22 protein-coding genes are annotated in these 23,335 nt (G+C 72.5%); 5 read left to right on the top strand and 17 right to left on the bottom strand.

Annotated elements, in window-relative coordinates; translation table 11 throughout:
* The first annotated feature begins 98 nt into the window (after positions 1 to 98).
* Positions 99 to 2,195: a glycosyl hydrolase family 28-related protein gene (locus CLV34_RS15270; RefSeq protein WP_100351180.1), complete on the top strand. Its 2,097-nt coding sequence runs from the start codon at positions 99 to 101 to the stop codon at positions 2,193 to 2,195.
* Positions 2,196 to 2,270: 75 nt separating this feature from the next.
* On the opposite strand, the gene CLV34_RS15265 is transcribed toward CLV34_RS15270, so the two are convergent.
* Complete coding sequence (locus CLV34_RS15265; RefSeq protein WP_100351179.1) at positions 2,271 to 3,038, bottom strand: SDR family oxidoreductase; 768 nt, start codon at positions 3,036 to 3,038, stop codon at positions 2,271 to 2,273.
* Between the two features lie 53 nt (positions 3,039 to 3,091).
* Between CLV34_RS15265 and CLV34_RS15260 the strand changes: the two genes are divergently transcribed.
* Positions 3,092 to 3,664 carry a dihydrofolate reductase family protein gene (locus tag CLV34_RS15260; RefSeq protein ID WP_170044710.1) on the top strand — a complete coding sequence of 191 codons (573 nt, stop codon included), beginning with the start codon at positions 3,092 to 3,094 and terminating at the stop codon, positions 3,662 to 3,664.
* Between the two features lie 13 nt (positions 3,665 to 3,677).
* Here CLV34_RS15260 and CLV34_RS15255 read toward each other — a convergent pair whose 3' ends face one another.
* The 3 genes from CLV34_RS15255 to CLV34_RS15245 all read right to left on the bottom strand — a co-directional run bounded on the left by CLV34_RS15255 (position 3,678) and on the right by CLV34_RS15245 (position 7,585).
* Positions 3,678 to 4,559 (bottom strand): sugar ABC transporter permease, encoded by an 882-nt coding sequence (locus CLV34_RS15255; protein ID WP_100351178.1) that lies wholly within the window; start codon positions 4,557 to 4,559, stop codon positions 3,678 to 3,680.
* Positions 4,559 to 6,187 (bottom strand): ABC transporter permease subunit, encoded by a 1,629-nt coding sequence (locus CLV34_RS15250; RefSeq protein WP_100351177.1) that lies wholly within the window; start codon positions 6,185 to 6,187, stop codon positions 4,559 to 4,561. The genes CLV34_RS15255 and CLV34_RS15250 overlap by 1 nt, the downstream gene beginning before the upstream one ends.
* A gap of 138 nt (positions 6,188 to 6,325) precedes the next feature.
* Entirely contained in the window at positions 6,326 to 7,585 is a 1,260-nt protein-coding gene (locus CLV34_RS15245) for a sugar ABC transporter substrate-binding protein (RefSeq protein WP_100351176.1), read from the bottom strand.
* Positions 7,586 to 7,831: 246 nt separating this feature from the next.
* On the opposite strand from CLV34_RS15245, the gene CLV34_RS15240 reads away from it, so the two are divergent.
* Positions 7,832 to 8,857 carry a LacI family DNA-binding transcriptional regulator gene (locus CLV34_RS15240; protein ID WP_100351175.1) on the top strand — a complete coding sequence of 342 codons (1,026 nt, stop codon included), beginning with the start codon at positions 7,832 to 7,834 and terminating at the stop codon, positions 8,855 to 8,857.
* 37 nt (positions 8,858 to 8,894) lie between these two features.
* Here CLV34_RS15240 and CLV34_RS15235 read toward each other — a convergent pair whose 3' ends face one another.
* Both CLV34_RS15235 and CLV34_RS15230 read right to left on the bottom strand, forming a co-directional pair.
* Positions 8,895 to 9,383, bottom strand: a complete 489-nt coding sequence (locus CLV34_RS15235; RefSeq protein ID WP_100351174.1) for a MarR family transcriptional regulator — start codon at positions 9,381 to 9,383, stop codon at positions 8,895 to 8,897.
* Complete coding sequence (locus CLV34_RS15230) at positions 9,380 to 10,537, bottom strand: ROK family transcriptional regulator (RefSeq protein ID WP_100351173.1); 1,158 nt, start codon at positions 10,535 to 10,537, stop codon at positions 9,380 to 9,382. Before CLV34_RS15230 ends, CLV34_RS15235 begins: the two co-directional genes overlap by 4 nt.
* A 262-nt stretch (positions 10,538 to 10,799) precedes the next feature.
* On the opposite strand from CLV34_RS15230, the gene CLV34_RS15225 reads away from it, so the two are divergent.
* Positions 10,800 to 14,663, top strand: a complete 3,864-nt coding sequence (locus tag CLV34_RS15225; RefSeq protein ID WP_211289484.1) for a glycoside hydrolase family 3 protein — start codon at positions 10,800 to 10,802, stop codon at positions 14,661 to 14,663.
* 76 nt (positions 14,664 to 14,739) lie between these two features.
* Here CLV34_RS15225 and CLV34_RS15220 read toward each other — a convergent pair whose 3' ends face one another.
* The 3 genes from CLV34_RS15220 to CLV34_RS15210 form a co-directional block, all read right to left on the bottom strand.
* A complete protein-coding gene (locus CLV34_RS15220; RefSeq protein ID WP_157803880.1) occupies positions 14,740 to 15,381 on the bottom strand; it encodes a maleylpyruvate isomerase N-terminal domain-containing protein in 642 nt (213 codons plus the stop codon).
* A gap of 71 nt (positions 15,382 to 15,452) precedes the next feature.
* Complete coding sequence (locus CLV34_RS15215; protein WP_100351171.1) at positions 15,453 to 15,743, bottom strand: DUF1905 domain-containing protein; 291 nt, start codon at positions 15,741 to 15,743, stop codon at positions 15,453 to 15,455.
* Between the two features lie 10 nt (positions 15,744 to 15,753).
* Positions 15,754 to 16,473, bottom strand: a complete 720-nt coding sequence (locus tag CLV34_RS15210; protein ID WP_100351170.1) for a hypothetical protein — start codon at positions 16,471 to 16,473, stop codon at positions 15,754 to 15,756.
* Positions 16,474 to 16,584: 111 nt separating this feature from the next.
* On the opposite strand from CLV34_RS15210, the gene CLV34_RS15205 reads away from it, so the two are divergent.
* Positions 16,585 to 17,643: a phosphotransferase family protein gene (locus tag CLV34_RS15205; RefSeq protein WP_100351169.1), complete on the top strand. Its 1,059-nt coding sequence runs from the start codon at positions 16,585 to 16,587 to the stop codon at positions 17,641 to 17,643.
* Between the two features lie 9 nt (positions 17,644 to 17,652).
* Here the strand turns inward: CLV34_RS15205 and CLV34_RS15200 are convergent, their stop codons facing one another.
* From CLV34_RS15200 to CLV34_RS15165, 8 genes are all read right to left on the bottom strand, one after another.
* Entirely contained in the window at positions 17,653 to 18,186 is a 534-nt protein-coding gene (locus CLV34_RS15200; protein WP_100351168.1) for a hypothetical protein, read from the bottom strand.
* Positions 18,183 to 19,478, bottom strand: coding sequence for a DUF58 domain-containing protein (locus CLV34_RS15195; RefSeq protein WP_100351167.1), 1,296 nt, complete (start codon positions 19,476 to 19,478; stop codon positions 18,183 to 18,185). Before CLV34_RS15195 ends, CLV34_RS15200 begins: the two co-directional genes overlap by 4 nt.
* Positions 19,475 to 20,473, bottom strand: coding sequence for an AAA family ATPase (locus CLV34_RS15190; RefSeq protein ID WP_245859296.1), 999 nt, complete (start codon positions 20,471 to 20,473; stop codon positions 19,475 to 19,477). The genes CLV34_RS15195 and CLV34_RS15190 overlap by 4 nt, the downstream gene beginning before the upstream one ends.
* A gap of 86 nt (positions 20,474 to 20,559) precedes the next feature.
* The gene (locus tag CLV34_RS15185; RefSeq protein ID WP_100351166.1) at positions 20,560 to 21,108 is read right to left on the bottom strand and encodes a hypothetical protein; all 549 of its coding nucleotides are present in this window, start codon (positions 21,106 to 21,108) and stop codon (positions 20,560 to 20,562) included.
* Complete coding sequence (locus CLV34_RS15180; RefSeq protein WP_157803879.1) at positions 21,105 to 21,884, bottom strand: DUF4129 domain-containing protein; 780 nt, start codon at positions 21,882 to 21,884, stop codon at positions 21,105 to 21,107. Before CLV34_RS15180 ends, CLV34_RS15185 begins: the two co-directional genes overlap by 4 nt.
* 78 nt (positions 21,885 to 21,962) lie before the next feature.
* On the bottom strand, positions 21,963 to 22,328 hold the full coding sequence (locus CLV34_RS15175) for a fluoride efflux transporter FluC (protein WP_100351164.1): 366 nt from the start codon (positions 22,326 to 22,328) through the stop codon (positions 21,963 to 21,965).
* Positions 22,325 to 22,762 (bottom strand): fluoride efflux transporter FluC, encoded by a 438-nt coding sequence (locus CLV34_RS15170; RefSeq protein WP_100351163.1) that lies wholly within the window; start codon positions 22,760 to 22,762, stop codon positions 22,325 to 22,327. The genes CLV34_RS15175 and CLV34_RS15170 overlap by 4 nt, the downstream gene beginning before the upstream one ends.
* Entirely contained in the window at positions 22,759 to 23,313 is a 555-nt protein-coding gene (locus tag CLV34_RS15165; RefSeq protein ID WP_100351162.1) for a universal stress protein, read from the bottom strand. Before CLV34_RS15165 ends, CLV34_RS15170 begins: the two co-directional genes overlap by 4 nt.
* Between the last annotated feature and the right edge of the window lie 22 nt (positions 23,314 to 23,335).

Genomic DNA, 23,335 nt, shown 5'->3' with positions numbered 1-23,335 from the left:
TCATTGTTGATTCGCTGTGTCCGGTCCTAGAGTCGCGAGTGACGACCCGCGCCGCACCGGCGCGACGCGGGCACCGGCTACGACAGGACGGGTCAACGATGACACCCAGCCACAGGCGGTCCCCCGCGCCCACCCGGGCACGCTGGAGCAGGACCGCTCTCGCCTCCACCACCGCGCTCGTGACCGCCGCGGGCGTGCTCGCGAGCGGCGGCACCGCGCTCGCTCACTCCACCGCCCCGGCCCCCACCCCCGTCACCCGCGCGTCCCTCGACCCGGCGCTCGTGGCCGGACGCGGTGCCGACCTCGGCGTCCAGGAGCAGGAGGCCGAGAACGCCACCACCGACGGGACCGTGCTCGCGAAGAGCCGTGACGCGTACACGCTCGCCGCCGAGGCGTCGGGCCGCTCGGCCGTCAGCCTCCGGGCCGGGCAGCACGTCGACTTCACGCTGCCGCAGGCAGCGAACGCGATCACGGTCCGCTACTCGATCCCGGACTCCCCGCAGGGCGGCGGCATGACCGCTCCCCTCGCGGTCACCGCGACGAGCGGCAAGCAGACGCTCGTCAACCGCACCATGACGCTCACGTCGCAGTACGCGTGGCTCTACAACGCGTACCCGTTCACCAACGACCCCACCCTCACGACGTCGATCCAGCCCGACTGGTGGACGACGGAGTGCGGCTGCGCGCCCGGCACCACGACGACGTTCGCGGCGCCCTTCCGCCCCAACCACTTCTACGACGAGCAGCGCCTCCTGCTCGGGCGCACCCTGCCCGCAGGGACCGTCGTCCGGCTGACCGCCCCGGCGGGCTCCACCGCGTCCACCACGACGATCGACCTGCTCGACTCCCAGGTCGTCGCGCCGCCGAAGGTGCGGCTCGTCGCCGCGAACGTCCTGCTGTTCGGCGCCGACCCGACGGGCCGCCGCGACGCCGCGCCCGCGATCGAGAAGGCCATCGCGTTCGCGAAGGCGCACCGCCTGCCCGTGTACCTGCCGCCGGGCATCTACCAGGTGAACCGCCACATCGTCGTCGACGGCGTGACCATCGAGGGTGCCGGGAGCTGGTACACGATCGTCAAGGGCAAGCAGGTCACGCTCGACGAGCCCTCCGCCGACGGCTCCGTGCACACCGGCGTCGGCTTCTACGGCAAGGACGCGGCCGACGGCGGCTCGAAGAACGTGCACCTGTCGGGCTTCGCGATCGAGGGCGACGTCCGCGACCGCGTCGACACCGACCAGGTCAACGGGATCGGCGGCGCGCTGAGCGACTCGACGATCGACGGGCTCTACATCCACCACACCAAGGTGGGCCTGTGGTTCGACGGTCCGATGACGAACCTGTCGGTGACGAACAACGTCGTCGCCGACCAGATCGCCGACGGCATCAACTTCCACGGCGGCGTGACCGACTCGGCGATCCGCAACAACTCGTTCCGCAACACCGGGGACGACGCGATCGCGCTGTGGTCCGAGGCCACGGAGGACGCCCGCGACGTCGTCGACCACAACACGGTCCAGACGCCCGTCCTGGCCAACGGCATCGCGCTGTACGGCGGCGAGGACAACACCGTGTCGTCGAACCTGGTGGCCGACCCGATCCGCGAGGGGTCCGCCCTGCACCTCGGCGCGCGCTTCGGCGCCCAGCCGTTCGCCGGCTACGCGAAGCTGACCGACAACACCACGGTCCGGGCCGGCGGCCTCGACCTCAACTGGAAGATCGGCCTCGGCGCCCTGTGGATGTACGCGCTCGACCGGTCGATCGACGCCGACGTCCAGGTCACGGGCGACACGTTCCTCGACTCGACGTACAACGCCCTCATGGAGGTCACCGAGTACGGCGTGAAGGACCAGTACTCGATCCCGCACGTCGCCTACAAGGACGTCCGCGTGGACGGCGCCGGCACCTCCGTGATCAGCGCCCGCACGGCGGGCGGGGCGTCCTTCGAGAACGTCGACGTCCGGGGCGTCGGCTGGGCCGCCGTGAACAACTGCGGCGCGTTCAACTGGGCGCCCACCGGGTCGGAGTTCACGCTCACCGACCTCGGCAGCAACGACGGCGTCGACAACAACCCGTGGAACACCGGCACGAACTGGCTCCACCGGTACACGCCGAACGCCCTGACCTGCAACGACGCACCGCCCGTCGTCACGCCGGCCGCACCGTCCACCTGGGTCACCCCGCCGCACGGCGACTGACCTCCCGCGACCCTCCCAGACACGACGGAGCCGCCCCCACCCGTGACCGCACGGGCGGGGGCGGCTCCGTCGTCGTCACCAGGGCAGGACGCCGTACCCGCCGTCGCCGTCGCCCTCGGTCGTCCACAGGTGTCCCCACAGGATCCCGGACGGTCCGTCGTCGGGGAGGGTCGCGAGGTGGACGCTCGCCTCGGCGCCCTGCTCGGCCGTCCGGATGCCGCGGTGGTCGTTGAAGTCGGTCGCCGTGAACCCGGGGTTCGCGGCGTTGACCTTGATCCGTGTGCCGGCGAGCTCCTTCGCGTACTGCGCGGTGAGCATGTTGACCGCGGCCTTCGACGACGGGTATTGCGCGGACGCCGGCATGGTGCTGAGCGGGCTGGTCGCTGCGGTCTGGGAGGCGATCGAGCCGACCTCGCTCGACACGTTGACGATCCGCGCCGCGGGCGCGCGGCGCAGCAGCGGCAGCATCGCGTTCGTCACCGTCACGAGCCCGAACACGTTGACCTCGTACACGGCCCGCATGTCGTCGAGCGAGGTCTCGCTCGGGAGCGCGCGCCGCCGCGAGATCGTCGCCGTCCCGGCGTTGTTGACGAGGACGTCCAGGTGCCCGTACTCCTCGTCGATCCAGGCGGCGGTCCGGAAGACGGTCTCGGGGTCGGTCACGTCGAGCGTGACGGCCCGCGCGTCGACGGCCTCCTCGCGCAGCCGTCGGACGGCGTCCGCGCCGCGGCGCTCGTCGCGCGCACCGACGAGCACCGTGATGCCGAGCGCTCCGAGCCGTCGCGCCGTCTCGAACCCGATGCCCTTGTTTGCCCCGGTGATCAGGGCGACCTTCGTCGTCATGTCGTCCACGCTACGCCGCGACCGCGACCCCCACCGCGACGCACACTGGGGGCATGGGGACCGTCCGCTACTCGATGCTCGTGTCGCTCGACGGCTACGCGGTGGACGCCGACGGGTCGTTCGCGTTCGCCGCGCCTGACGAGGAGGTCCACGCCGCGGCGAACGACCTGGCCCGCGAGGTGCGCACGCACCTGTACGGCCGGCGCATGTACGAGGTGATGCAGGTCTGGCAGACGTTCGGCGCGGGACCGGTCGAGCCCGGCGAGCCGCCCGCACCCGCACCCGTGCGCGCGTTCGGCGACCTGTGGCGCGCGGCCGACAAGGTCGTCGTGTCGTCCACGCTGGACGACGTCACGACCCCGCGCACCGACCTCGTCACCGGGCTCGACCCCGACCAGGTGCGCTCGCTCGCCGCCGACGGCGACGTGAGCGTCAGCGGGCCGACCCTCGCCGCGACCGCGTTCGCCCTCGGGCTCGTCGACACGGTCCACCTGTTCGTGTTCCCCGTGTCCGTCGGCGGCGGGCTCCCCGCCCTCCCCCGCGACCAGCGGCTCGACCTCGCCCTCACAGGCGTCGAGCGGTACGGGTCGGGCGTGGTCCGGCTGGACCACCGCGTCCGTCGCTGACGGCGCCCCGCCGTCAGCCCTTCACAGACCCGGCCGTGAGCCCGGAGACGATGTACTTCTGCAGGATCAGGAACAGGACGACGACCGGGATCGCGGCGAGCACGGCACCCGCGGCGAACAGGCCCCAGGGAGCGTTGCGCTCGTCGGACGCCCACTGGTAGAGCCCGACGGCCAGCGTGAACTTGTCGTTCGACTGGAGCACCGTCTTGGCGATGATGAACTCGCCGTAGGTGCTGATGAACGACAGCAGCCCGACGACCACGAGGATCGGCAGGACGAGCGGCATGATGATCGTCCAGAAGATCTGGCCGTGCGTCGCGCCGTCGATGCGCGCGGCCTCGTCGAGCTCCTTGGGCACGGTGTTGAAGAACCCGTACATGAGGAACGTGTTCACGCCGAGCGCCCCGCCGAGGTAGACGCAGATCAGCCCGAGCGTCGAGTTGAGCCCGAGGATCGGGAACACGTCCTTGAGCGAGATGAGCAGCAGGAAGATCGCGACGACCGCGAGCATCTGCGGGAACATCTGCACGAGCAGCAGGCCCGTCAGCGTGGACCGCCGCCCCCGGAAGCGGAACCGCGAGAAGGCGTAGGCCGCGGCCGCGCCCATGAGGACCGTGCCGACCGCCGTCACCGTGCAGATGACGAGGGAGTTCACCATCCAGTGCCCGTACCCACGCCCCCACAGGCCCGTGTAGTTCGAGAAGTCGATCGTCGTGAACAGGTCCGTCGACCCGGTCAGCGAGCCGTTCGGGCGGAGCGACGCGGAGAGCACGTAGAGGAGCGGGACCACGCAGATCACGATCATCACGATGCCGACGGCGTGCCGCCAGGCGATCTCGCGCCACCAGCGCGCCCCCTTGGGTGCGACGGGCTTCGTCGGGTCGGCGGCGGTCATCACAGCTCCTCGAGCGATCGGGTGCGACGGAAGCCGAGCCAGGAGATGAGCCCGACGGCGATGAAGATGAGGATCGAGACGGCGCTCGCGAGACCGTACCGGGCCGCGCCGGACTCGAAGGCGACCGAGTAGACCATCGAGATGAGCAGGTCGGTCGAGCCGATCTGGAGCGGCGCCCCGACGACGTCCGGACCACCGCCCGTCAGCATGTAGATCAGCGTGAAGTTGTTGAAGTTGAACGCGAACGACGCGATGAGGAGCGGGGCGACCGACACCATCAGCAGCGGCAGCGTGATGGAGCGGAACACCCGGAACGGGCCGGCGCCGTCGAGCTTTGCGGACTCCATGACGTCGCCCGGGATCGACTGCAGCGCACCCGTGCAGATGAGGAACATGTAGGGGAAACCGAGCCAGAGGTTCACGCCGAGCACGGACAGCTTGGCGAGCCACGGGTCACCGAGCCAGTCGATGCTCGCCCCGTGCAGGAGCACCTTGTTCACGAAGCCGTAGCTCGTGTTGAGCATGCCCTTCCAGACGAGCGCCGAGAGGAACGCCGGGAACGCGTACGGGAGGATCAGCAGGGACCGGTAGATCTTGCGACCGCGGACGCGGGGGTCGTTGAAGACCATCGCGAGGAACAGGCCGAGGAAGAACGTCGTCGCGACGGACAGGAAGGCGAACGCGAACGTCCACAGGGTGACCTGCACGAAGAGGCTGGACACCCGGCTGTCCTGGAACAGCGCGGTGAAGTTCTCGAACCCGACCCCGACCCGCCAGCCGGGCTGCAGGACGTCACCGTCCGCGGAGACGAAGTTGCCGTGGTCGCTCGGCGTGTAGGTCTCGCCGGTCTTGGCGTCGGTGAACGTGTCGGTGGACGCGTCGTACTTCAGGACGGGCGAGAACACGTAGGCCGTCGTGCCGTCCTGGGTGCGCAGGGTGCCGTCCGCGGGGTCGTCGGAGACCTGCACCACGAGCTGCGTGACCTCGTCCGAGCGCTGGGCGATCTGCGCGAACTGCAGGATCTCGACGCCGGGCGCCGCCGTCACCTTGCCGCCCTCGACGGTCGCACCGTCGAGGGGCTGGAGCGGCTGGTCGGCGGTGCCGACCTCGGCCTGGCCGTCCTGGACGACCGCGAACCCGAGCTCGCCGCCGTCGAGCACGACGGTGACGGGATAGGCCGCGGAGCCCTCGACGCGCTCCTGGTTCTGCGCGGAGATCGCCGAGATCGCGTCGGACTTCGTGGAGTTGTGGCCGTCGCCGTAGTTCGTGAACGCGACGTAGGCGGTGTACCCCATGGTGAAGAGCTGGTACACGAGCAGGAACAGCAGGCCGGGGACCAGGTACTTGGCCGGGACGGCGCGGCGCGAGAAGTACGCCCAGTTGACGATCACGAGCCCGAGCGCGAGGCTCGCGACGATCCACCAGCTGTGGACCCCGGCGGCCGTGAGGATCCCGTACACGCCGAGCGCGTCGACGATCGCGACCAGCGCGAGCTTGACCCAGAAGCCCGAGCCGGGGCGTCGTGCGTGACTGCTGTCGTCACCGCGGAGCCGCCGGGGGCTGCGCCGGCTCCCGCCGTCTCCGGACACCGGCGCTGTGGGGCGCTCCGCCACCTGCTGTTCGGTCATGCCTTCACCTTCGGTCTGGCGCGCACGTGACCGTACGCGTCGTTGCGCTGCTGCTGGTGGTGCTCGTGCCGCGGGTGACGGACCGACCCCCGCGGGGCCGGCCCGTCACCGGGTTCGGTCGTCGGATCGCCGGGGCGATCAGCCGTCGATGGCCTTCTGGATGTTCGAGACCATCGTGTCCCAGGCCTTGTCGGGGTCGCTCGCCTTGCCGGAGATGATCTGGACCTCCGTCTTGCCCCAGAACTGCCAGACGGAGTCCATCTCGGGGATGGACGGCATCGGCGCGGTCCCGGCCGCGGCAGCGAACTGCTTGAGGATCGGGTCGTCGACCTTGTCGAGCGCCGAGGTCAGCGCCGGGCTGCGGCCGCCCGACTTGTACAGCTCGGTCTGCACGGCCTCGGAGCCGAGGAAGTTGACCACGAAGTCGTTCGCGAGGATGGCGTTCTGCGTCTTCGCGCTGATGAACGCCCCCTGCACACCGACGAACGGGAGCGACTTCTCGCCACCTGCGCTCGGGACGGGCAGGACGGTGACGTCCATGTTCGCCTTCTTGAAGTCGTTGACGTACCAGGGGCCGGTGACCATGTACGGCGACTGGCCCTTGATGAACGCGTCGTGCGCCTTCTGGCCGTCGATGTCGACGTTGAGGACCTTCTCCTTGCCCAGCTTCTGGAGGTACTCGGCGAACTTGTGGCCGTTGTCGCCGCCCATCGCGATCTCGTTGGTGTACGAGCCGTCGGTGTTCTGCTTGAAGACGGGGGCGCCGAACGACGTCTGCAGCGGGTACAGGTGGTACGCGTCGCCCTCGGCGCCCTGCTGGATCAGGACGGGGTACTTGACCGTGGAGTCCTTGGCCACGACGCCCTGGCCCTGGGTGACGAGGTCGTCGAACGTGTCGGGGGTGTCGCTCGCGAGCTTGTTGTTGCGCACGAGCGCGATGTTCTCGGTCGCGTAGGGCAGGCCGTAGACGCTGCCGTCGTACGTGAACGCGGAGACCGACACCGGCTCGAAGTCGCTCTTCTTGTCGCCGAGCTGGATCGGCTGGACGACGCCGTTGGTCACGAACTGACCGGTCCAGTCGTGCGCACCGATGATGACGTCGGGGCCCTGGCCCGTGGGGACCTGCTTGACGAAGTCGGCGCGGATGTCGCCGGACGCCTTCTGGACCAGCTTGACCGTGACGCCGGTCTTCTCCTGGTACTCCTTGGCGAGCGGCTTGAAGCTGTCGATGCGGGTCTCGTCGACCCACACCGTGAGGGTGCCGGAGAGCTGAGGGGCCGACGACGCGGTGGACGACGCCCCGCCGTCACCGGAGTCGTCCCCGGACCCGGACGAGCAGGCTGCGAGCGCCAGCGACGCTGCGCCGACGACGAGTGCGGACAAGATGCTCCGTCGCATCAGTGGTCTCCCGTGGTGGTCGAGTGGCGGCCGGCGCGGCGGGCGCCGCCGTCGGCCTCGGATACCGGGAACCGTAGGTCAGTCGGCGCATCTGTGCAAGCGCTTGCAGCAAGAGTTCGGCATCCGTTACGGTTCTGTTGCAGAGGCTTCCACCGGGGGCCCACGCCTTGCAGCAGGTTGCCGCGCTGGTGCGGCACAGGGCGTCACCGACGAGGAGGTCTTGTGGCGCGGACTACTCTTTTGCGCGTGCGTACACGACTTGCAGACCTTGCCGAGGTCGCCGGCGTCAGCACGGCCACGGTGTCCCGCGTGCTCAACGGCAAGTCCAACGTCTCGCGCGAGACCCGTCAGGCCGTCCTCGCCGCGCTCGACCAGCTCGGCTACGACCGCCCCGGACGAGACCGGGAGCGCTCCGCCGGGCTCGTCGGCCTCATCGTCCCCGAGCTCGTCAACCCCGTGTTCCCCGCCTTCGCGCAGTACGTCGAGCACCACCTCTCCGACGCCGGCTACACGCCCGTGCTCTGCACGCAGAGCGCCGGCGGGACCACCGAGGACGAGTACGTCGAGACGCTGCTCGAGCACGGCGTCGACGGCATCGTGTTCGTCTCCGGGCTCCACGCCGACACGCAGGCGAGCCGGGAGCGCTACGTCCGCCTCTCCGAGCGTGGCATGCCGATGGTGCTCGTCGGCGGGTACGCGGAAGGCGTGGACGCGCCGTTCGTGTCCGCCGACGACTCGCAGGCCGCCGACCTCGCCGTCCGCCACCTCGTGAGCCTCGGTCATCGTCGCATCGGCCTCGCTGCCGGCCCCGCGCGGTTCGTGCCCACGCAGCGCAAGCGCGACGGGTTCGTCAAGGCGCTCGTCCAGCACGGCCTCGCGCCTGACGCCGAGTCCGCCGGCGCGGACGTCGTCAACACCCTCTTCACCCTCGAGGGCGGCCAGGCCGCGGCCCTGGAGCTCCTCGCGCGCGGCTGCACCGCCGTCGTCTGCGCGAGCGACCTCATGGCTCTCGGCGCCATCCGGGGTGCGCGCTCCCAGGGGCTCGTCGTGCCCCGCGACGTGTCGGTCGTCGGGTACGACGACTCGCCGCTCATCGCGTTCACCGACCCCCCGCTCACGACCGTGCGGCAGCCCGTCGCGTCGATGGCCGGCGCGGCCGTCGCGGCGCTGCTCACCGAGATCGGGGGCGAACGAGCACCCCGCACCGAGCTCCTGTTCCACCCCGAGCTCGTGGTGCGCGAGTCGACGGGATCGGCGCCCGACCCGCGCTGACCCCGCGCTCACCCGCGGGGCCGCGCCGGCACACAGGTCAGCGGGCGGGCGGGACCTCCGACGGCAGCCCGAGCGAGCGACCCAGCGCAGCCAGCTCGTCGACCGCGCCGCGGAGCCGAGACACCTGGTCCGACGGGACGCCCGACAGGGCGTAGCGCACCACCTGGGCGCAGCGGCGCCGGGCCTCGTCGCGCACCGACCACGCTGCGGACGTGGCCGACCAGCGCTCCTCGTCACCGTCTCGCGTGCGCTCGACCAGCCGACCGTCCTCCAGGGTCCGGAGGGCTCGCGCGACCTTCGCGACGGTCTGCCGGGTGGCGGACGCGAGGTCGGGCACGGTGCTGCGGGGGTGCCGGACGAGAGCGAGCAGGACGGCGTAGGGGCGCGGCGCGAGCGGTTCGATCCGGGCCCGTACCTCGGCCTCGGGGCGCAGCACCGCGTTGACGGAGTCAAACGCCTCTGCCAGGTCGACGAGGACGCGGACCAGGTCGTCCTCGCCCCCGACGGACCCGGTGGACGCCGTCATCGCGCAGCGGCCGTCGCAGCCGTCTGGAGCGCGCCGACGAGCTCCGCGGACGTCCCGAGCTCCGCGGCCACCACCTCGAGCGCCGCCGCCGTCGCCGGCTGGGCATGCCGGTCGACGGCGGCGCGGATGCCCTCCAGCAGGGGCGCGCCGTACAGGCCGAGCTCGCCGCCGACGACGACCGCCTCCGGGTTGAGGAGGTTGCACAGGTCGGCGAGGACGCCGCCGAGCGTGCGTCCGGCCTCGTCGAGGATGCGGCGCGTCACCGGGTCGTCCACCCGGCCCACCCGCAGGTCCTCCTCCGCGGCGCCCGGGTGCGCGTGGCGGATCTGCTCGCGCACCGTCTCGACGGAGAGGACCGCCTCGAGGCAGCCGCGGTTCCCGCACCGGCACATCTCGGTGTGCCCGGGCAGGCGCGTGTGCCCGATCTCGCCGGCGAGCCCGGTCGAGCCGCGGAACGGGGCGCGTCCGATGACGATGCTCGCCCCGATGCCGTGCGACGCCTTCACGTAGAGGAAGTGCTCGTAGTGGCGGCCCGCACCGCGCCGCAGCTCGCCGTAGGCACCGAGCACCGCGTCGTTCTCGACGACGACCGGTACGCCGGTGCGGCGGGTCAGCTCGTCGGCGGGCGAGAGGCCCACCCAGCTCGAGAGGATCGTGGGCGACCGCACCAGCCCCGTCAGGGTGTCGAGCGGTCCCGGGATCCCGGCAACGAGCTGGGACACCCGCTCCACGTCGTGCTCGCGCTGGAGGCGCGCGAGCAGGTCGGCGGCGACGTCCATCGCGCCGGCCGCGTCGAGGTCGACGTCCAGCTCGATCCGCTGCTCGCCCACCGGCTCGCCGGACGCGTCCGCGAGCGCCACGTAGATGTGGGAGTGCCCGAAGTCCACACCGGCGACGTGGGAGCTCTTCGGTGCGACGCGCAGCCGGGTCGCCGGACGCCCGCTCCCGGAGCCCGGCCCCTTCTCCTCCAGGTCGCTCTCCACGACGCGCCCGGCGTCGAGCAGACGCACGACGGCGGAGTTCACCGTGCTCCGGGACAGGCCGGTGGCGTCGACGAGCTCGGCCCGTGTCAGTCCGTCGGAGGTACGGATCAGGTCGTAGAGGTCGTCACGCGTCCTCGTGCGGGGCGAGGACCGCTGCGTCGTCGCAGGCATGTGCCCACTGTAGAGGGTCGCGACCGCGATTTCGCCCATCCTCGGCCTTTTAATTGGCCCATGATGGTCTTTTAAATCGCGATCGAAACCTTTCTTTCTGCTGTTGACAGACTGAATAGGGCTTCGTACGGTCCATTCAGCCGACATCGACGTCGGCACGCGGTCGAACGCTCCGTCGTCCGTCCGCGCTGTTGTCAGAGAGGACGACACACCGATGCACCTGTCTCCCAGTGCACGCGGCGCCTGCCGTGCGGTACTTCCCTTGACGATCGCCGGCGCGCTGGTCGCGTCCGGCGCTCTCGCAGCCGGGGCCGCCACCACCAACCCCAACCCGAGCTCGCTCGAGCTCAGCAACTCCCAGCTCTCGAAGCAGGCCGCGACCGAAGGCATGGTCCTGCTGCAGAACAACGACGACGCACTCCCGCTGGCGAAGAGCAGCAACGTCGCGCTCTTCGGTGTCGGCGCCTACGCCACCGTCAAGGGCGGCACCGGGTCCGGCGCCGTGAACAACCGCTCGAACGTCAACGTCCGGCAGGGCCTCGAGAACGACGGCTTCACCGTCACGACGTCCGACGGGTACTGGTCGGCCATGACCAGCGCCTACGACACGAAGTACCCCGCCGGCTCCGGCGGAGGGGGCGCCTTCGGCGGCGGGGTGGACTACTCGTCCGTCGAGCAGGTCCTCAGCTCCACCTCCGTGCAGCCGAGCGCACCGACCGACACTGCGCTCTACGTCATCGCCCGCAACTCCGGCGAGGGCGCCGACCGCAAGTCCGGCCAGGGCGACTACACGCTCACCGACACCGAGTACAACGACATCCAGCTCATCGGGCAGACGTACCAGCACGTCGTCGTGCTCATCAACTCCGGCGGCATCGTCGACACGTCGTTCTTCACCGCGATCAACAAGGGCGCCAACGACCCCGACGGCAACCGCCCGCTCGACGGCCTGCTGCTCATGAGCCAGGCCGGGCAGCAGGGCGGCAACGCGCTCGCCGAGGTGCTCGACGGCACCGTCACCCCGTCCGGCAAGCTCACCGACACGTGGGCCTCGAAGTACTCGTACTACCCGGCGTCGAGCACCTTCGCCGCCAACGACGGCAACTCCACCCAGGAGAACTACTCCGAGGGCGTCTACGTCGGCTACCGATACTTCGACTCGTTCTACAAGACCTTGAACGCGTCGTCGCCCGACTCCGTCGTGAACTACCCCTTCGGGTACGGCCTGTCGTACACGAACTTCTCGATCGAGCCGCAGTCGGTCACGGCCGACATGGACCACGTGACCGTCAAGGCGAAGGTCACCAACGTCGGGAAGACGTACTCGGGCAAGGAGGTCGTCGAGACCTACTTCTCGGCGCCGCAGACCGGTCTCGACAAGCCCTACCAGGAGCTCGCGGGCTATGCCAAGACCGACGACCTCGCTCCCGGCGCGTCCCAGACAGTCACCATCACGTACGACACGACCGAGATGTCGTCCTACGACGAGTCGAAGGCCGCGTACGTCATGGACGCCGGGGACTACGTCGTCCGCGTCGGCGACTCGTCGCGCAACACCCACGTCGCGGCGAAGATCTCGCTCGCGTCCGACCTCGTCACCGAGCAGGACCACGACGAGTTCCAGGACCAGAAGCTCGACGCGGTGCTCACGAGCGACCCGACGAGCTTCTACACCTACGACGGCGAGGCCGCGGAGATCGCCGCCGCACGCACGGTCACGCTCTCGACCGCGGGCTTCGTCCCCGTCCAGGCGGCGTCCGAGTACCAGCAGGACGTCACGGTGGACTCGAGCTCGCCGTACTACGCGATCGACGGCGACAAGATCTCGTCGATCACGGCCCACACCGACGCGGCCCAGACCAACTGGGAGGGCACGGGCGCGCCCTACGCGGCAAAGACCGGAGAGACGGTCGAGCACGTGACCACGAGCCCGTCCAACACCCTGTTCGACGTGGCCAAGGGCACCGTCACGATGGACCAGTTCGTCGCCGGCCTGTCCGTGACCCAGCTCGCGAACATCGTCGAGGGGGCCAGCGCCAAGGGTTCGACGGCCTCGGCCGTCGGCGCCGCGGGCTACACCACCGCGAAGTACGAGAAGCTGGGGATCCCCGGGCTGACGCTCTCGGACGGCCCCGCCGGCCTGCGCCTCACCCAGCAGATCGCGACCACCCCGGCCACGTACCAGTACGCCACCGCGTTCCCCGTCGGGACGATGCTCGCCCAGACGTGGAACCACGACCTCGTCGAGCAGGTCGGCGAGGCGATCGGCAAGGAGATGCGCGAGCTGGGCGTCTCCCTGTGGCTCGCACCCGGCATGAACATCCACCGCGACCCGCTCAACGGCCGCAACTTCGAGTACTACTCGGAGGACCCGCTGGTCTCGGGCCTCACTGCCGCCGCGACCACCGAGGGCGTCCAGTCCATCCCCGGCGAGGGCGTCACGATCAAGCACTTCGCCGGTAACAACCAGGAGACGTCGCGCAGCGGCGGCAACATCACGGTGGACGAGCGAGGCTTCCGCGAGATCGAGCTCAAGGGTTTCGAGATCGCCGTGAAGTCTGCGCAGCCGATGTCCGTGATGAGCTCCTACAACCGCATCGAGGGCACCTACGCAGCCCAGGACTACGACACCCTGACCAACATCCTGCGAGGTGAGTGGGGCTACGAGGGCACGGTCATGTCCGACTGGGGCGGCAGCCACGACGCCACTGCCACGATGTACGCCGGCAACGACCTGATCGAGCCCGGCAACGCACCGCAGAACATCATCAACGCGATCATCAAGCAGTCCCCGACGATCGACGTGAACGGGATGCCGGTCTACAACAAGACCGTCACCACCACACGCACCTCGTACACGTGGTCGTTCAACGGCATCACGCCGTCGGCGACGGGTACCCAGTCGTTCGCCACCACGGTGGACGGCAGCACCGACCTGTCCCAGGTGCCGGCATCCGGCACGACGACCGTGGACGTCATTAACAACCAGACGTTCGCGGCCAACGCCAAGTTCACCTCGGTAGACGACGCGTACAAGCAGGCCGTCGCCTCGCAGACCAACCTCACCACCGCGCAGAAGGCCGGGGTCGTCATCAGCGACATCCAGTACCAGACCGCGGGCGACACCACGTCCCCGGTCGTCTCGTACAAGGTGACGGTCCGCGGCGAGTACCCGACCACCGGCTTCCCGATGCGTCTGGGTGACCTGCAGCGGTCCGCGTCGCGGGTGCTGAACACCGCGATGCAGTCGCCGCAGTTCCAGCAGCTCGCCTCGCTCAAGGGCGTCAAGGGCGTCACGGTGAAGCCCTACGACGACCAGTTCACCGACCTGAAGTCCTACGTCGGCGTCACCAAGGGCAAGGTCGTGGCCCCCGTCACCGGACAGGCCCCGAAGATCACCGTCGCCCCCACCACCACCTCCGCCACGGGCTGGTACAAGGGCACCGTGAACGTGGCGGTGACCCTCGACGACCCCGACACCCAGACCGCCTACGTCAGCATCGACGGCGGCGAGACCGTCCGCTACACCGCGCCGGTCACCGTGACCGGTGAGGGCGAGCACCAGGTCGAGGTCTTCGCACAGGCCGACGGCGGCGCCGTGTCGTCCACGTCGCTCACCGTGAAGATCGACGACACCAAGCCCACCGTCAAGGCGACGTCCACCGCGGGCGGGAAGCTCACGCTCAAGGCGACCGACGCCCTGTCCGGTGTGCGGTCCGTCCAGTACTCCCTCGACAACGGGAAGACCTGGAAGACGTACACCACGACGGTCACGGTCACGACGGGCGCCCCGAAGGCCGTGGTGTTCCGCGCCACCGACCAGGCGGGCAACGTCAGCGCGACGGGCAAGGCGACGGTCGCCGGCGTCCAGACGCTGTCCACCCCGACGATCAAGGGCACGGTGGCGACCAAGCACACGGTCACGGCGTCGGTCGCGAAGCACACCTCGGGTGCGAAGCTCTCGTACCAGTGGTCCCTCAACGGCAAGGCGGTCAAGGGTGCGACGAAGTCGTCCTACACCATCCCTGCCTCCGCGAAGGGCAAGCGCCTGACCGTCACGGTCACCGCCACGAAGACCGGCTGGACCACCGTGTCGACGACGTCCGCGTCGAAGACCGTCCGGTAGCCCGCACGACGACGGCGGGTGCAGGGCCCAGGCCCTGCACCCGCCGTCGGTCGTTCCCGAGCCCTCGGCCCGCCCGTCAGCCCCAGGCAGGAAGCTCGGGGAGCCCTTCGCCACCGCGGCCGAGGAGCCACGCGAGCACCTCGTGGTCGCGCAGACCCTCCGGGACCTCGACGCCCGGAGCACGGGAGGGGAGCTGGGCGAGCTCGTCCGGCAGGAACGTCCGCACGAAGTCGCCGGGCCACTGGCCGCTGTTGTGGCTGCCGCCCAGGTCGAGCCGGTGCACCTCGACCTCGCGCCACCGCGACACGAGGAGGCGCATCGCCGGGTAGGACTCCTGCGGGGTCGACACCTCGCCCGCCCACACCTCGTCCGGCAGGGCCGCGAGCGCCAGGTCGCACGCCACGGCCGTCACCTCGACGTCCGCGACGAGGTCCACCCAGTCGCGTCCGGCGCCGCGCTCGATCTCCGCGGCGCGGCCGTCGCCGCCTCCGACGTACTTCTCGGTCGTGGCGCCGATCGCCGCAGCGACCGCCATGCGCGAGGTCGCGTCCGCGTTCCGGGCCAGGTGGGTCAGGAGGTGCCCGACCGTCCACCCCGGCAGCGCCGTCGGTGCGGCCGGGTCGAGCGGCTCCGCGTCCAGGTCGTCGAGCAGGCGACGGTGCGAGTCCGTGATGCGTGCCAGGAAGAGGTCGGCCTGGTCCGGGGGCGGGAGCGTCATGCCCCCCATCCTCCCGTGCCGCGCGAGCGGCGTCACCATCGGACGCCCAGCCGGCTTCCCGCCGGGCGGTCTCAGGGGTCGGGGACGGTGACGCGCATCGACACGACGTCCCCCAGGTCGATCCCCTCCGCGCGCCGCACCGCGACCTTCACCGGGACGGCGAACCCGCCGTCCTTCGGGAACAACGACGTCGTGTACGTCGTCGCACCGACCCGCACGGTCGCCGGGATGCAGCCCCAGCCGTACGTCACGAGGTTCGCCACGGCGCCCAGCCGTGCGGCCTCGTCCGCGGGCAGGCTCACGAAGTGGAACGGCGCGGGACCGCGCCAGTACCAGACCTCACCGGTGACCTCCAGGTCCATCGGTCCAGCATCACACCGTCGACGCGCCGAGGCGCTCGCACACCTGCTGCCGCTGGGCACCCACGGCGTCGAAGGGGAAGCCCTCGGTCGCGGCGGCGACCACCTCCGGCAGCCGCAGCCGCACCGTCGTCGTGATCCCGAGGCGGGTGGCGTCGACGTCGACCGCCGCGACCGCCGTCCCGGACCACGTGTCGCCGAAGCCGCGCGAGAACCGTGGCGCGTCCACGCGCAGCACGACCGAGCCGCCCGCCGGGACGTCGACCGACGACGACACCGCCACCGGGCGTCCGTCGAGCGCGACGCTGTCCGCAGCCAGCGGCGCCTGCTCGAAGGCGACGGCCGCCCCGCCCGGCTGGTCCGCGACGGCGAGCACGACGTCGTGGTCGCCCAGGTTGCGGACCTCCACGGCGTAGTCGGGATCAGCGCCGAGGTCCGTGCCGCCCGACGCGTCCGGCCGCGTGGCGACCACGACAGGCGCGCCCGGGCAGCTGAACGGCAACGCCTCGGTATAGGTGAGGTCGCCGAGCCGCACGTCGACCTCGTGGCCGACGTGCCGCCACACGGTCACGCCTCCCGTGGCGACCGTCGCGACGACGACGAGCGCCGCGGCGGTGAGCGCGGCCGCTCGCCGCGACGGACGGCGGCGCCGGCGTCGCGAGCGCCGCGGCGGTGGATCCTGCGGTTCGGGCGAGGGATCCTCCGCCGGCTCGATCACCACCTCGACCTTCATCCCTCCAGCGTCACGCGTCCGCTCCGCCGCGGCAGCGTGGACGTCGGCCGACCGCGTGCTCCCACGCAAACCACCCCCGCGGCGGGCGGCGCGCCGTCTAGGGTCGGCGCCATGGACGAGGTCGCCTCCACCGCCCGCGAGACGGTGCCCCCTGCTCCCCCGGTGCCCCCGGTGCCCGTCGCCTCCGGCGGCGCTCGGCTCCTCTGGGACGACCTCCCGGCAGCGGTCCGCGTCCGCGTCGAGTCCCGGCTCGGGTCGCCCGTCGTCGGCGCGTCGAGCGCGTCCACCGGGTTCAGCCCCGGGCTCGCGTCAGTCCTGACCGGCGCCGACGGACGCCGCACGTTCGTGAAGGCAGCGCGCGAGGCCGACCAGCCGGACGCCGCGCGCCTGAACCGGCAGGAGGCGTCCCTGGTGGTCCGGCTTCCGGATCACCTGCCTGTGCCACGCCTGCTGTGGTGCGACGACACCGACGGCTGGGTCGTCCTCGGGTTCGAGGCCGTGGACGGGATGCCGCCGTCGACCCCGTGGGACGCGGTGACGCTGGCGTCGTCCGTCACGGCCCTCGACGCCGTCGGCGACCTGCTCGCGCCCGCCGGCCTGGTCCCCGTCGCGGAGTCGGTCCGCTCCATGTTCGAGGGCTGGCAGCGGCTGCGCGCGGAGCCCGACCCGGCCCTCGCCGACCTGGTCCCGTGGGCGGCGCAGCGCCTCGAGCGCCTCGCCGCGCTGGCGCAGGACGGTACCGACGCCGCGACGGGCGACCGTCTCCTCCACCTCGACGCCCGTGCCGACAACCTGCTCGTCGCGGCGGACGCGACGACGTGGGTCGTCGACTGGGCCCACGGGGCCGTCGGCGCGCCGTGGGTCGAGGTCGCCGCGTTCCTCCCGAGCGTCGGGATGCAGGGCGTCGTGGGACGGTCCGCGCCCCTGGTCCACGGTCGCGACGCGGCCGCGCGCCGGGTCACGGGCGAGCTCCTCGCCGCGACCTTCGAGGCGTCGCGGCACGGTGGCGCTGCCGACCCCGACGCGGTGCGGGCGTTCGTGGCCGGGCTCGCCGGGTTCTTCGTCGACTCGAGCCGTCGGCCCGCCGTGCCCGGCATCCCGAACCTGCGCCCGTTCCAGCGCGCGCAGGGCGTCGCCGCCCTGGCGTGGCTCGAGGCGCTCGAGCGCTGAGACGGCGGGCTAGCGGCGGCCCGCCGTGGCGCCACGCACCGACCGCCGCGCCACGAATCCGGCACCCACGAGACCGGCGACGGCGACGACCCCCGCGACCGGGTAGGTCGCCGACCCGGCCCCGAAGAGCCACAGGGCAGCCGTCGCGAGGATCTGCAGGACGACCTGGCCACCGAGGAGCCGCAGCCCGGGCCGACCGAGCGCCCGCAGCTCGACCCGCGCGAGTGGTGGCCACAGTCGCGAGCGCGCCGCGAGCGCATGGAGCAGCGGCACGCCGAGCAGCAGGACGTGGAAGCTCACGTCGCCCGGCCCGGGCAGCCCGCGCGCGAGCTGCCCCACCGCGAGCGCCGCGATGACGACCCACTCCGCCGCCGTCCAGGGCCACACGGCACCGATCAGCGCACCGATCGCGCACGCCACGGCCGGCTGGGGTGGCATCACGAGGACCGCGAGGCCCACGCTCAGCAGCACCGTCACAGCCCGCACGACGAACGCGGGCACGGCCGGTCCGGTGGCGGGGAACGGCGACGGCGCGCGGCTCACCGGTGCCCCCGTCCAGCGCGGACGAGCCCGCGCAGCGACCCGGTGCGGTCCGCGTCGAAGCCGGACCGGCGCCAGTCCAGCACCCCGATGCCGAGGTCCCGCAGGCCGTCGATGCGTTCGGCCCGCTCACCCTCGAGGAGCTGGGTGGCGACGGCCTCCCTCGCGTCGAGGTCGTGCCGGTCGAGGTGAGGGAGCACGTCGACGAGGACGACGCGGTGCCCGGCGAGGAACCAGGTCGTCGCGAGCTCGCTCGTCGTGTCGTCGAGATGGGTCCCGACGAGGTACACGAGCGCGCCGCGCGCCACGACGGGCGCCCGCAGCCGAGGCGTCCACAGGCCGGTCGCGACCATGCCCGCAGCGGCGCGGCGCACCCGGTCGAGGTGCCGGCGCCCGGCCCCGGGGGGCACGACGCGGCCCTGGTCGGCGAGGTCGTGGAACGCGACCTGGTCGCCGGCGTGCACGTACGCGGCAGCGAGGGACGACGCGGCCTCGCGGGCGAGGTCGAGCGACGTGGTCCGTTCGACGAGCCCGGCGGGGGTCGTCCACGTCGCGACGTGGTCGCTCACCTCGTCGCGCGTGTCGACGGCGATCACGACCGTCGCGTCGGACTGCGCGGTGGTGCGGCGCACGTAGAGGTCGCCGGGGCCGCGGCGCAGGCGCGCCGTGGCCCGCCAGTCGATGCGCCGCAGCCGGTCCCCCGGGACGAACGGGTTGATGTCGTGAAGCTCGCCGCCGTCCCCGAGCCGGACGGACGCGTGCAGCCCGGTCAGGCCCGTGAGGCGCGGCGGGAGCGGCAGCGGGCCGTCGAGCTCGACGCGCTGCGGCAGGACGACGCGGCGCAGCCGGACGGGCCCGACGGGCGGACCGGCCCACACCGCGTCCTCGCCGAGGACGCGGTGCCCGACGGTCGCGACGGCGACGGGCCCGGTGTGCCAGGTGGGCGCGGAGCCGACGAGCTCACGGGCGCCGGGTGCGACGACGAGGTCGCGACGACGCCCGGTCGACAGGACCACGCGGACGTGGAGGGCCTCGGCCGAGGGCGGCGGCTCCAGCCGGATCCGGTAGCCGACCCGGCCCGTCGGCGCCTCGGCGTGCTCGACCGCGACCTGGGCGACCCCACCCGCGCTCGGCACACGCGTCCACAGCGACGCCACGAGCAGCGGGACGCCGAGCAGCACGACATCGACGCGACCCGCCGCGACACCGACGACGAGGACGACGAGCCCGGCGACGGTCCCGGCCAGCGAGCCGGCGGACCGCAGCGGCGGGTGCGCGGTCCCGGGATCGCTCACCGGGCGACGGCCGACGGCTCGGCCGCGGGCGCTCCCCCGGACCGGCTGACGACGGGCGGCCCGGGGACGCGCGCGACGACCTGGGCGACGAGGTCCGCGGGGCTGACGCCGGCCGCCCACGCGGGCGTGGTGAGGGACAGGCGGTGGGCCAGGACGGGCACCGCGACGGCCTTGACGTCGTCCGGGGTCACGTAGTCGCGGCCCCGCAGGACGGCTCGGGCACGCGCGACCAGCAGGAGACCCTGCGACCCGCGCGGGGACGCCCCGATGGCGACGGACTCGTGGTCGCGGGTCTCGGCGGCCAGGTCGACGCAGTACCGGACGACGTCCGGGTCGACGTGCACGGTCTCGACCCCGGCCTGCATCGCGAGCAGCGTCGTCGTGTCGATCACCGGCTCGACGGTCGCGACCTCGTGGCGCCGCGCGACCCGGTTCTGGAGCACCTGCTGCTCGCTCTCGCGCGACGGGTAGCCGACGCTGAGGCGCACCATGAACCGGTCGAGCTGCGCCTCCGGGAGCGGGTACGTGCCCTCGTACTCGACCGGGTTGGAGGTCGCGACCACGTGGAACGGCGCGGGCAGCGGGAACCGGGTCCCCTCGACCGTGACCTGCCCCTCGGCCATCGCCTCGAGCAGCGCCGACTGGGTCTTGGGGGCGGTCCGGTTGATCTCGTCCGCGAGGAACAAGCCGGTGAACACCGGGCCGGGCCGGAACTCGAACCGCGACGCCGCCGGGTCGAACACGTAGGAGCCCGTGATGTCGGACGGCAGCAGGTCGGGCGTGCACTGCAGGCGCCGGAAGTCGAGCCCGAGCGCGCTCGCGAGGGACCGTGCGGCGAGCGTCTTGCCGAGCCCGGGCGCGTCCTCGAACAGCACGTGACCGCCGGCGAGGATGGTCGCGAGGGCGAGCTCGAGGGCGTCGCGCATCCCGACGACCACGGTCCCGACCCGGTCGAGGACCTGCTCGGACACGCGCGCGACCTCGTCGACCGTCAGCGGGACGGGCGCGTCCGCGCGGTCGCCGGCACGGGCGCCGGGCTGCGCGCTCTCGTCCTGCGTGGGGACGGCGGAGGACGGTGTCGTCACGGGATGCTCCTGGGTGTGCGCGGTGTGGTGGCTGCGGCGTCCGGCCGGTCGGGCCGGTCGAGATCAGCGAGCCGGTCGAGCGCGGCCCGCAGGTCACGCACCCGGACGACGGCCGGCCCGTCGGGCGCGAGGACGCTCGCCGCCCGTTCGCCCAGGGCGGTGACGGGATCGGTGTGCGTGCGGGCGAGCCGCGCGGCGCCGAGGCGCCGGGCGCGCACCAGCACCTCGGGGCTGACGACCGCTCGGCGACCTCGGACGTCGTCGGCGAGCCGGACGGAGAGGCGGGTCACGTCCGAGCGGGTGCCCGCGGCGGACGGCACGACGGGCCGGTGGTCCCACGGCGGCGCGACGTCGGGTGCGGTGACGCGGCCCCGGTCGACGGCGTACCCGACGACGAGGACGACGAGGACGAGGACCGCTCCCGACCAGCCCCCGAGCCCGGTGCCCCACGCGAGGACGACGACCACGGCGGCCGCCACGACGGCGAGCAGCATCCCGGCGTGCGCGCTGCGCCACTCGGCGACGGCGTCCGCGCGGCGGCTCACGCGGCACCTCCGGCCGGGGTGGCTCCCCCGGCCCGGGCGGCTCCCCCGGCACGCGCGGCCGACGCGGACGACCGCCGGTGCCAGCCCGCCGTCATGGTGGCGAGGCACTCGCGCGCGGTCTCGACGTCGGCCGCGGTCGCGTCGCGCCCGCCGAACCGGGTGCGCTGGTAGAGGTCGAGGAGCACCTGCGACGCGCGTTCGTCGACGTCGAGGAGCCGCAGGATCCGGGCGGTGAGCTCCGTCGGCGTCTCCGACGCGCCGCGGACGACACCCGCGTCCTGGGCGGCCTCCTCGAGCCCGAGCCAGGCCGCCACGATCGCGTCGGTCGGCGCGCGGTCCTCGCCGAGGACCTCGAACGCCCGGTCGAAGCCGCGCAGCACGCGTGCGACGTCGGGCGTGGGGTCGTCCTCCTCGGCGACGACGTCGGCCGGGCGTGCGAGCCGGCCCGCGGTCGCCCGGCGCGGGCGCGACCGCCACCACCGCACCACCGCGACGACGACCAGGACGAGCGCGGCGATCGCGAGGAGGGTGAGCAGGACCTTGAGGACCTCGCCGACGAGCGGGCTGTCGGAGCGCACCGCCTCCTTGAGCTGAAGGTCTGCCGTGCGCTCGACGGGGGCCTTCGTCGGCTGCGTCAGCTCGGCGGTCCCGGACGACCACCGCGCGGGCCCGGCGTGGAGCACGCCGGCGGCACCGGTCGCGACCACGACCACGACCAGCGAGGCCGCCAGCACGGCGCGCAGGCGCGCGTCGGCGGGGCGGTCCGTCGCTGGCATGCGCGTCACCGTACCGGTTCGACCGGACGCCCGGAAGCACCGTCCGGAGTGATCGGCGCGGGTTCGGCGGCCGAGCGGTCAGCCGCCCGCCACGACGAGCCCGAGCGCGGCGGCGCCGAGGCTCACGACGAGCATGCCGCCGGAGTGCACGAGCGCGGCGCGCGTCCGGCCCTGCTGGACCAGGCGCACGCCCTCGACGCTCGCGGTGGAGAACGTGGAGTAGCCGCCGAGGAACCCGGTGCCGAGCACCTGCCTGAGGTGGTCGTGCCCGGGGTGCGCGAGGGCCCAGCCGGTGAGGAGCCCGAGCAGGAGGCATGCCGTGGCGTTCACGACGATCGTCCCGGCGGGGAACGTGAGCCGGTGACGCCGGTTGACGGCGGTGTCGACGAGGAACCGGGCGACGGCACCGCACCCGCCCGCCACCGCGGTGAGCAGCAGGATCATCCGTCCGTCCCCCCGTCGGTCCCGCTGTCGGCCGCGGGCGCCACCGGGAGGCGGTTCGCGAGCGCCGCGCCCGCGCCCGCGGCGACGAGCCCGAGCACCACGCTCACCGCGAGGTAGGCGAGGCCCAGCGCGGCGCTGCCGTCGCGCAGCAGGTCGACGTCCTGCACGAGGAACGTGCTGTAGGTGGTGAACCCCCCGAGGACGCCCGTCCCGCACAGCAGGCGCACGGTGCGTCGGGCGCCCGTGTCAGGCCCGCGGCGCAGCAGCGCCTGGAGCAGCAGCCCGAGGACGAAGGCACCGACGACGTTGATCGTGAAGGTCGTCCAGGGCCACGAGCCGGCACGGTCGGGCGCGATCTCGCCGAGGGACGCGCGCAGCAGCGTCCCGACGGCCCCGCCGGCACCCACGAGCAGGGCGGACCGGGTCGTGCTCATGCGTCTGGGCCCTCCGCCCAGTCGACGACGGACAGCGGCACGGTGAGGACGGGCCGGTGCTGGTGGTGCGTGAGGTGCCGCGCGACGGACCCCTCGAGCAGCTTGTGGAGCGTGTGCCCGCGCCCGGGGTTCCGCGTCCCGACGACGATCAGGGCCGCGTCGAGCGCCCGGGCGAGGTGCGTGAGCGCACGGTCGGGGCGACCGGCCAGGTAGTGCAGGCGCCACGCGACCTCGCCGTCCGGGTCGGCGCCTGCGAGGACGGCGCCCAGGTGGTCGTGGAGCTCCGACCGGGTGCGCTGCCACGCGTCGTCGGCGCCGTCCGGGTCGAGCGCCGCGTGACGGACCGACCCGTCGGGCTGCTCGTCGACGACGAACCGGCCCGGGTCCGCGTACGCGAGGTGCAGCTCGAGCCCGCCTGCGGCTCGCGCCCACTGCAGCGCGGTGAGGACGACGAGCTCGGGCTGGCCGGGCATGACGCCGACGACGACGGGGTGCCCGGCGAACGGGACCATCCGTTCCACGGACGGTTGCGGGACCTCACGACGGGACACGGGACCTCCTCCTGCGGGCACG

Origin of the sequence: Luteimicrobium subarcticum (assembly GCF_002798015.1) — a bacterium.
Lineage (GTDB): Bacteria > Actinomycetota > Actinomycetes > Actinomycetales > Cellulomonadaceae > Luteimicrobium > Luteimicrobium subarcticum.
The sequence above is the reverse complement of the archived record's forward strand: the minus strand, read 5'-3'. Positions and strand labels throughout refer to the sequence as shown.